General features: G+C 59.5%; 6 protein-coding genes and 1 rRNA gene. 4 read left to right on the top strand and 3 right to left on the bottom strand.

The window, feature by feature from the left end; translation table 11 throughout:
• Nucleotides 1-217: 217 nt before the first annotated feature.
• The 4 genes from rrf to ACGSLL_RS15000 all read left to right on the top strand — a co-directional run bounded on the left by rrf (nucleotide 218) and on the right by ACGSLL_RS15000 (nucleotide 4,049).
• Nucleotides 218-333, top strand: a 5S ribosomal RNA gene (rrf, locus tag ACGSLL_RS15015).
• 150 nt (nucleotides 334-483) lie between these two features.
• Entirely contained in the window at nucleotides 484-1,143 is a 660-nt protein-coding gene (locus ACGSLL_RS15010; protein WP_394506884.1) for a paraquat-inducible protein A, read from the top strand.
• Complete coding sequence (locus tag ACGSLL_RS15005; protein WP_394506883.1) at nucleotides 1,130-1,753, top strand: paraquat-inducible protein A; 624 nt, start codon at nucleotides 1,130-1,132, stop codon at nucleotides 1,751-1,753. Before ACGSLL_RS15010 ends, ACGSLL_RS15005 begins: the two co-directional genes overlap by 14 nt.
• Nucleotides 1,746-4,049, top strand: coding sequence for a PqiB family protein (locus tag ACGSLL_RS15000; RefSeq protein WP_394506882.1), 2,304 nt, complete (start codon nucleotides 1,746-1,748; stop codon nucleotides 4,047-4,049). Before ACGSLL_RS15005 ends, ACGSLL_RS15000 begins: the two co-directional genes overlap by 8 nt.
• A 202-nt stretch (nucleotides 4,050-4,251) precedes the next feature.
• Here ACGSLL_RS15000 and mksF read toward each other — a convergent pair whose 3' ends face one another.
• The 3 genes from mksF to mksB are packed head-to-tail and all read right to left on the bottom strand — an operon-like array spanning nucleotide 4,252 to nucleotide 9,060.
• Complete coding sequence (gene mksF / locus ACGSLL_RS14995) at nucleotides 4,252-7,092, bottom strand: Mks condensin complex protein MksF (RefSeq protein WP_394506881.1); 2,841 nt, start codon at nucleotides 7,090-7,092, stop codon at nucleotides 4,252-4,254.
• Nucleotides 7,089-7,790 (bottom strand): Mks condensin complex protein MksE, encoded by a 702-nt coding sequence (gene mksE / locus ACGSLL_RS14990; protein WP_064589195.1) that lies wholly within the window; start codon nucleotides 7,788-7,790, stop codon nucleotides 7,089-7,091. The genes mksF and mksE overlap by 4 nt, the downstream gene beginning before the upstream one ends.
• The gene (gene mksB / locus ACGSLL_RS14985; protein ID WP_208939763.1) at nucleotides 7,780-9,060 is read right to left on the bottom strand and encodes an Mks condensin complex protein MksB; all 1,281 of its coding nucleotides are present in this window, start codon (nucleotides 9,058-9,060) and stop codon (nucleotides 7,780-7,782) included. Before mksB ends, mksE begins: the two co-directional genes overlap by 11 nt.
• Nucleotides 9,061-9,153 lie beyond the last annotated feature (93 nt).

Below are 9,153 nucleotides of genomic sequence, written 5' to 3'. Positions count from 1 at the left end.
TAGGTTGGGTGTGTAAGCGCTGTGAGGCGTTGAGCTAACCAATACTAATTGCCCGTGAGGCTTGACCATATAACACCCAAGCAATTTGCGTCGAACAGACCAGATTGCGGTGTGTGAAGACGAAACGAACCGAAAGTTCGAAACGCACAAACACCAGCTGTCACATACCCAATTTGCTGAAGCGAGACCATCTGGTCACGAGTCAGTACCCGAATTTCTTGACGACCATAGAGCGTTGGAACCACCTGATCCCATCCCGAACTCAGCAGTGAAACGATGCATCGCCGATGGTAGTGTGGGGTTTCCCCATGTGAGAGTAGGTCATCGTCAAGATTAAATTCCGAAACCCCAATTGCGAAAGCAGTTGGGGTTTTGTTTTGCCTGCGAGAAAGTTATTTACCCGCACTAGCGAAACAAATTTGCACAGTTATTTTCCAATCACAGCACTAGAATAGCCCCAACTTTTTCGGAGCCAGAGCCTGTATGTCAGAGTCGGTTGACGCCCCTGGGTTGTCAGAATTACCGCTGGAAGACCTGGTAGCCTGTCATGAGTGCGACTTGCTGATGCGCAAGCCTCAACTCGCTCACGGCGAGAAGGCCGTCTGCCCGCGTTGCGGTTACGAGTTGTATGCGCATCGCCATAACGTGGTGCAGCGCAGCCTTGCCTTGGTGATCGCGGCACTGTTGTTGTACGTCCCGGCAAACTTTTTACCCATCATGCAGCTCAATATCCTCGGTCAGTCCGCGCAAGACACCGTGTGGAGCGGTGTTGTGGGGCTGTTCAACACCGACATGCAGGGCGTTTCGATTGTCGTTTTCCTGTGCAGCATGGCCATACCGCTGTTGAAGCTGCTGTGCCAGTTATTCGTTTTGCTGACGATCCAATTCAATGTCGGCCGCAGTTACGGTTTGCTGCTTTACCGTATTTACCACCACCTCAGAGACTGGGGAATGCTCGAGGTTTACCTCATGGGTGTTCTGGTGGCGATCGTCAAACTGGCTGACATGGCAGCGATTACCGTCGGCCTCGGTTTAGCGTGTTTCATCGGTTTGTTGCTGGTACAGGTCTGGCTGGAAGTGGTGATGTCACCGCATCAGATCTGGCAAGCGTTATCAGGAGAGGATGCCCATGCGGGCGATTGATGCAGGCATTCTGGTGTGCACCGAGTGCCACGAACTGAACAAGCAGGAAGCCGACACCGATGAGCAGACGTGCACCCGTTGTGGTGCGCTGGTACACGCCCGGCGTCCGAATAGCCTGACCCGCACCTGGGCGCTGCTAATTACCGCTGCGATCATTTATATCCCGGCCAATGTCCTGCCGATCATGACGGTCAGTTCCCTTGGCCAAGGCGATCCGAGCACGATCATGTCCGGTGTGATCCAGTTGGTGCAGCACGGCATGATTCCGATTGCCGCCGTGGTCTTCATCGCCAGTATTCTGGTGCCGACCTTCAAGCTGGTCGGCATCGCGTTGCTGCTGTTTTCAGTGCAACGACGTCAACCGTTATCCGCGCGCCAGCGTATCTGGATGTACCGCTTTATCGAGTTCATCGGTCGCTGGTCGATGCTCGATATTTTTGTGATCGCCATTCTGGTGGCGGTCGTCAACTTCGGCCGACTCGCCAGTGTCGAAGCCAATCTTGGCGCCATCGCCTTCGCCAGTGTGGTGATTCTGACGATGCTCGCCGCAGTAACTTTTGATCCCCGCCTGATTTGGGATAACACGGAGTCGGACGCCGACCATGACTGATTTGCCTGTAGCGAAAACCCGACCGGCCTCGAACTGGTCTGCCATCTGGGTGTTGCCTCTGATCGCGCTGATCATCGGCGGCTGGCTTGGCTGGCGTGCCTACTCTGAAACCGGTATCGAAATCCAGGTTCGCTTTGAAAGCGGCGAAGGTATTCAGGCCAACAAGACCGAGGTCATGTACAAAGGCATGTCGGTCGGTAAGGTGAAAGCGCTCAAGCTCGACGATGAAGGCAACTCCAAAGGCGTGATCGCCACCGTCGAAATGAACAAGGACGTCGAACAGTACCTGAAGACCAGCACGCGGTTCTGGCTGGTCAAACCGAGCGTGACCCTGGCCGGCATCACCGGTCTGGAAACGTTGGTATCGGGTAACTACGTTGCCATCAGTCCGGGCGAAGGCGAGCCGACGCGCAAGTTCAAGGCGTTGGCCGAAGAGCCGCCACTGTCTGACGCCAAACCCGGCCTGCACCTGACCATCAAGGCTGACCGCCTCGGCTCGCTGAGTCGCGGCAGCCCGGTGTTCTACAAACAGATTCAGGTGGGCCAGGTTAAAAGCTATCTGCTGTCGGAAGACCAGAGCACCGTTGAGCTCAAGGTCTTCATCGAGCCGACCTACGCCAAACTGGTGCGCAAACACACACGTTTCTGGAATGCCAGTGGCATCAGCATCGACGCCAATCTGTCCGGGGTGAAAGTGCGCAGCGAATCGCTGGCCAGTATTGTCGCCGGCGGTATCGCGTTTGCAACGCCGGAGAACCGCAAGGACAGCCCGCCGACCGATCCAAGCCTGCCGTTCCGTCTCTACGAAGACTTTGATGCGGCCGCAGCGGGTATTCGCGTCAAAGTCAAACTCAGCGATTTCGAAGGCCTGCAGGCCGGTCGTACGCCGGTGATGTACAAAGGCATTCAGGTCGGCAACCTGAAAGCCCTCAAGGTCGATCCGGATCTGAACAGCGCCACCGCCGAGCTGACCCTTGATCCTTTGGCCGAAGATTATCTGGTCGACGGCACTCAGTTCTGGGTGGTCAAACCGTCGATTTCTCTGGCCGGTATTACCGGGCTGGAAGCGTTGGTCAAAGGTAACTACATCGCCGTGCGTCCGGGGGATAAAGGCGCGGCGCCGAAACGTGAATTCGAGGCGCGACCGAAAGCGCCGCCACTCGACCTGCGCTCGCCGGGCCTGCACCTTGTACTGTTTACTGACACCCTCGGCTCGATCGATGTCGGCAGTCCGATTCTGTACAAACAAGTCAAAGTCGGTTCGGTGCAGAGCTACCAGTTTTCCAAGACCCGCAAGCAGCTGGTCATCGGCGTGCACATCGAGAAAGAATACGAAAGTCTGGTCAACGCCTCGACGCGCTTCTGGAATGTCAGCGGCGTTACGCTGACCGGCGGTTTGACCGGCGGGATTCAGGTCAAGAGCGAGTCGCTGCAGACGCTGATGGCTGGTGGTATCGCCTTCGAGACGCCGCAAGCCAAGGCGCCTTTGCAAAAGCGTATTCCGCGCTTCCGCCTGTTCGCCAGTCACGACGAGGCCAACCAGAAGGGCGCCGTGGTCACCATCAAGGTTGATCGCGCCGATGGTCTGCGCAGCGGCACCCCGGTGCGTTTCAAGGGGCTTGATGTCGGCAAGATTGAAAGCGTCGACCTGACCGACGATCTGCAGTCGGTCATCCTCACCGCACGCATCACCGAAGTGCCGGAGAAGATCGCCCGGGTCGGCAGTCAGTTCTGGGTGGTCAAACCCGAGCTGGGCCTGATCAAGACCGAGAACCTGGAAACCCTGGTCACCGGCAAGTACATCGAAGTGCAGCCAGCGGCGAAGAACCTCGGCCCGCAAAAAAACTTTGTCGCCCTGGCTGAGGCCCCGGAAGTGACGAAGCAGGAGGCGGGGTTGAGTCTGGTATTGAGCGCGGCGCGTCGTGGTTCGCTGAAGCCGGGTGTGCCGGTCACCTATCGCGAAATTACCGTGGGCAAAGTCACCGGTTATGAACTGGGGCAGACTGCTGACCGGGTGCTGGTACACATTCTGATCGAACCGAAATACGCGCCGTTGGTGCGCAGCGGCAGCCGCTTCTGGAATACCAGTGGCGTCGGCTTCGATTACGGTTTGTTCAAAGGCGTGACGGTTCGCACTGAATCGCTTGAAACGCTGATTCAGGGCGGTATTGCTTTCGCCACGCCGGATGGTGAGCGCATGGGCAACCCGGCGCGGGCCGAGCAGACATTTCCTTTGTTCGACAAGTTCGAGGATGAGTGGCTGACCTGGGCGCCGAAGATTTCGCTCGGTAAATAGCGGCGTCTGTCGGGATGCCTTCGCGAGCAGGCTCGCTCCCACAGTAGATGGCGGTGTACACAATAATTGAGTCCGACGCAGATCCCTGTGGGAGCGAGCCTGCTCGCGAAGAGGCCCTAAATATCAGCGCAAATCCCAAGCCATAAAAAAGGGCCGCGATCCCATCGGATCGCGGCCCTTTTTCGTGTTCAGTCAAAGCCGATCAAACCGCATCCAGCTCCGGCTCGTCCGCCTGAACATTCAACGTGGCCTTCACCACATCATGGCGACGGATGTACTTCCAGTCTGCCTCATCAATGTAGATCCCCGCCGGGCCGCTGCCGCCTTCAAGGTCGATGGCAACACTGGCGCAGACCTGTGGCTTCACACTCGCCAGAATCGGCACGAAGCCCAGTTGCAGACTGGTTTCCAGCAACGCGGCCTGGTTCTTCTCGTCGATGTCCGCTGCCTCGTCGAGGTAGTACGGCAAGCGCACGCGGCCGGCGAGGTCGCGGTCCATCAAGTGCAGCAACAAGTACATGTTGGTCAGCGCCTTGATGGTCATCGTCGTACCGTTGGACGCCGCACCGTCGATGTCGGTGTGGATCACCGGTTGGCCGTTGACCTTGGTGATCTCGAACGCCAGTTCGAACAGGTCCTTGAGGCCGAGCTGGTTGTGGTTCGCCGCCACCAGCCGTGCCAGATATTCCTTGGCCTCTTCGTTCTTGTTGTCCTGCTCGGCGCTCTGGCTCAGATCGAACACCGACAGGGTTTCGCCTTCTTCGTACTGACCGGCGCTGTGGATGATCTGATCGATGTGCTTGAGCGCTTCCTTGTTCGGTGCCAGGACAATGCGGAAGCTTTGGAGGTTGGAAACCTGACGCTTGTTGATCTCGCGGTTAAACAACGCCAGTTGGTGCTCGAGGCTGTCGTAGTCGCTGCGGATGTTGCGCAGGGTGCGGGCGATGTCGGTGACCGCCGCGCGGCGCGCCTTGCCCAGCGTCAGTGCTTCATCGGTGCGGTGCGCATAAGCGTTGATCAGCAGCGACAGGCGCCGCTCCATGTCGTCTTCGCTGTCGAACTTGGCCACGCCTTTGAGACGCACCTGCGCATACAGCGCCTCGATCTGGCCATCGGCACGCAGTAGGCCCTGCCAGCTGTCCTGATAGTCGTTAAGCAGCGGCAGCAAGTTGTCCATCGAGTCGTCGACCGGGTCCATGAACGGCGTGCCGAACGGCAGATCCGCCGGCAGCAACTGACGACGACGCAGCGCATCGTCGAGGGTGCGTTGCTTGGCTTCCATGTCGGCGATCTGCCGGCCAACCAGTTGCAGCTTGGCCGACAGTTGCTGGACGCGCTCGGTGAAGGCATCGCTGGAGCGCTTGAGCTCGTCCTGCGCGGCCTCCATCTGCGCCAGTTGTTCGAGTTTTTCGCTTTCTTCGGCACTCAGGGTCTGGGTGCGACGGAAATCTTCCAGCGCCTTCTGTGCGTCCAGCACCTGCTGGTACAGCGCTTCGGTCTGGGTCTTGCTCGCGGCGCGGTCGGCGGCCACGGCTTGTTGGGTCTTCAGTTGCTTGAGTTCTTTTTCCAGACGCTCTTTCTGATCGCGCAGCGCGGCGCGGTCGGCCAGCGCTTGCAGGGCCGGCGGCTCGATGTGCGAGATATCGATCGACAGGCCCGGCACTTCGAAGCGCTCGCCTTTGAAACCATCAAGAATCAGCTCGACCGATTTGACCCACTCGCCATTCTCGTCGAGGGTGATGCCGTGTTCTCCGAGCGGCAGGCTGAACAGCGCGCTGTTGAACAAGCGCATCAAGCGTTCAACGTCCTGTTGCGAAAACTCTTCGCGCAGACGGGCGTAGCTGTTGTTGTCGGCGTTATCGAGTTGCTGCTTCACCGACTTCAGGCGTTTTTCCAGATCACGCAGACGTTCTTCGAGATCTTCGGCGCTGAACTGCCGCGACTGTGCCAGCGCACCGGCCAATTCGTCGTGCGCGTCTTTGGCGGCGAGCAATTGTTGCTCGAGCACTTTGACGTCATCGACCAGCGCGAAGCGGTTCTTCAGCACCGACAGCTCGCCGAGCCAGCGCTGGATCCCGGAAATCTCCCGTTCCAGACGCATCAGCTCCTGAGTGCCGCCACGCTGATCGTTTTGCAGGTCGTCCTGCTCGCGACGGTAGTGCTCGGCCTGCAGGGTCAGCTCTTCCTTGCGTGCGGTGGCATAGTCGGACCAGGTGCCAAGCAGCGAATCGAGCAGCGGCGACAGACGATGCAATTTGCCGCGCAGTACGTCGCGCTGTTTCACGCCGTTGGCCAGCGCTTCAACCAACGGGCCGGCAGCCACCAGCGAGTTGTAGTCCTGTTCCATACGGCGTACGTCGCGGAAGGCTTCTTCGCACGCGGCGATGTAATCGACGCTGCCGGAACGCAGGCTGTGCTCGAAGGCATCGAGGAACAGCTGCTTGAGCTTGGCCGCAGTGATTTCGCGCATGTGCAGCAGATTGATGAACAGCGCACGGAAGGTCTTCAAGCTTTGCTCGCTGGTCGAACGCAGCGGAATCAGCGTCAGGTCGAGCGGGATCGACGTGTGACCGCCGACCAGCAACCGGCGCAGTTCGTCAGGCTTGAGTTCGTAGGCTTTCAGGCCTTCTTTCTCGAGGTTGCTGAACAGCTCTTTCTGGCGCAGGCAAGTGTCGTTTTTCTGATAATGGGCCAGATCGAGTTTGCCGGCGTAGGCGAAAAACTGGTGGCCGAAACCACCGCCCGGGCCACGACCGACCACACCAATCACGTGCGGGCCGTGAGGCAGGTTCACTTCGACGAGGATGTAGCTGGTGTCGGAGGCGAAGTAGAAGCGCCGCGATTGTTCGAGGCTGTACTTGCCGAAACTCATGTCCGACATGCGCGCCAGAATCGGGAACTGCAAGGCGTTGATCGAGGCCGACTTGCCGAGGTTGTTCGCGCCGTAAACCGACAGCGGTTCTTCCAGCGGGAACAGGCCGAGGCTGTAACCGGCGGTGTTCAAAAGGGCAAAGCGGCGGATGCCGTAGCGTTCCTGGCTCATGCGTCGGACTCCTGTTCTTCGGCAATGGCGCGGGCCAGTGCGTCTTCTTCGCTTTCTTCTTCAAATTCGCTCAAATCCAACGGGTCGTCGGTTTCGAGGAATTTCGCTTCCGCCGCTTCGTCGATCAGCACCGGTGCCGGCAGCGGCAGAACGCTGTGTACGCTGGCCGCCAGATCGCGGTCTTGCTGCACCGACAGGCACACGTCGAGGAAACGGTGCATCGGTGGCAGGAAGCGGTACACGCCGTTTTCTTCGCCGGCGAAACCCAGTTGAGTCATGCGGCGCATGATTTTTTCTTCGAGTTCTTCGACGGTCTGCACTTCGGCCTGAATGAACAGGTCGCGGTACTTGTCCAGCAGCGACGGCAGTTCTTCACGGCCGAGGCTGCCGCCGTCGAGCACGGCGATCGGGTCACGGCCCTGATCGGCCAGATGCTCAACGAGGATGAAGGTGAACAACGCCAGACGCTGGGCGGTCTTGTTCACCGCAGCGGCGGCCATGTCCGGCACGAAGTAATAGAAGCCTCGGGTGTCGCAGACCAGTTCAAAGCCCAGCGCCTTGAACAGCGTGCGGTACTGGTCCTGGAAATTCGACAGTTGGGCGTACAGCTCCGGGTCGCGGCGGCTGACGTGATAGCCCTTGAACAACTCGCGGAAGATCGGCGCCAGTTGCGACAGTTCGGAAAGATCAAGATGCATGGGGGATGCTCGCAGAATCCTCGGCGGCGGTGTCGCTGGCCGAGAGCAGGGCGAAGGAGCGCAGGCTGACCTGATGCTCGTGAGTGTGGTATTCGCGGCGTTCCAGACGCTCGCGCTTGAAGCGTTTTTCCCGCGACAGGCGCGAGAACCAGTAGAGCAATTCGTCGGTGGCGCCGTCCGGTTCCTGCTCCAGCAGCCAGGTCATCAGGTCCGGCATCGGCAGCGATTCTTCGCAGCGGTCTACCATCTCGCGCACGGTGCGCGGCGCACGCGGCGCATCACCAGCCTTCTGGGTCTTGTGCGCCTTGGGGAAACGTGCCGGTTTTGGCTCGAAACGCGCCAGCGCATAGACGTAGGCTTCGACCTGACTGGCGCTGCCGAGGAAGGTGCTTTGCGGGCGGGTGAACAATGGCATCGCCGCTTGCGGCACGGCGTCGATGCCCTTACGCCGGATCGCCGCCAGCGCCAGTGCCGCGCCACGGGTCACGGCGTTGTGCCGGCGTGCTTCTTCACGCAGCGGCAGCAGCAGTTCACGGGCGTGCCGCAGGGTTAGCTGGGCGCTGGTCTGCATTTCGAGAATGCGCGCATGAGTGCGCAGCAACATGTCGTCATCGACCAGATGGCCGAGGCGCTGCTGTTCGCTGAGCATTTTCAGCAACACCGTTTCGACTTTGCGCACGCCTTGTTCGAACGCGCCGTCGGCGTTGACCAGATCGATCATCGGCTCGACGTATTCGTCCCACGTCGCCAGTACTTCCGCGTAACGCTGACGCAACGGAATCTGCCGGTCGCTGGTCTTGGCGCGTTCCGCCACGGCGACCAGCGCCTGTTCGTCGTTGTCGAGTTTCTTCAGCACGTCGCGTACGCGCATGTCGAGCAGGCGCAACTGGCGGGCGAGGTCGTTGCCATCGCGGACTTCAAAGGCGTCCTGAATGTAACCGGCCAGCCGTTCGAGGTGACGCAGGTAGGCTTCGATTTCCAGGCACAGGCCCAGCCGGTGTTCGCGGCGCAGGTAGGCGAGGAAGTCGTGGATTTGCGCGTTCAGCTCGAAACGGTTCGGGCTTTTCGCCACGGGCACCAGAATGTCGAGGCGAATCCACACGTCGAGCAGGCTGGTGATGTCCTGCGGCGTGCTGTCGAGTTGTTGGGCGGCCAGTTGCGTGCGCAGTTCGTTGAGGCTCAGGGTGCCTTGGTCGAAGTGCTCGCACAGTGGCTCCAGAAGTGCCCAGTGTTCAGCGAGGGCGCGCAAGACGCGCTTGGGTTCGATCATCGGAATGGCCGGCTGGTTGGCGGTTAAAAGCCGCGATTGTACTGCATCGAAGCCGATGCGATTCACTCTCGGGACGGACTGCTGCCTTTCTTT

The organism is Pseudomonas retamae (assembly GCF_043496865.1).
GTDB lineage: Bacteria > Pseudomonadota > Gammaproteobacteria > Pseudomonadales > Pseudomonadaceae > Aquipseudomonas > Aquipseudomonas retamae.
Note: the sequence above shows the minus strand (reverse complement) of the source record. Positions and strands in the feature narration are given on the sequence as shown.

What these genes read in the sequence shown, in the direction of transcription:
- ACGSLL_RS15010 (WP_394506884.1), top strand. Translation starts at nt 484, where the DNA reads ATGTCAGAGTCGGTTGACGCCCCTGGGTTGTCAGAATTACCGCTGGAA.
- ACGSLL_RS15005 (WP_394506883.1), top strand. Translation starts at nt 1,130, where the DNA reads ATGCGGGCGATTGATGCAGGCATTCTGGTGTGCACCGAGTGCCACGAA.
- ACGSLL_RS15000 (WP_394506882.1), top strand. Translation starts at nt 1,746, where the DNA reads ATGACTGATTTGCCTGTAGCGAAAACCCGACCGGCCTCGAACTGGTCT.
- mksF (WP_394506881.1), bottom strand. Translation starts at nt 7,092, where the DNA reads ATGAGCCAGGAACGCTACGGCATCCGCCGCTTTGCCCTTTTGAACACC.
- mksE (WP_064589195.1), bottom strand. Translation starts at nt 7,790, where the DNA reads ATGCATCTTGATCTTTCCGAACTGTCGCAACTGGCGCCGATCTTCCGC.
- mksB (WP_208939763.1), bottom strand. Translation starts at nt 9,060, where the DNA reads ATGATCGAACCCAAGCGCGTCTTGCGCGCCCTCGCTGAACACTGGGCA.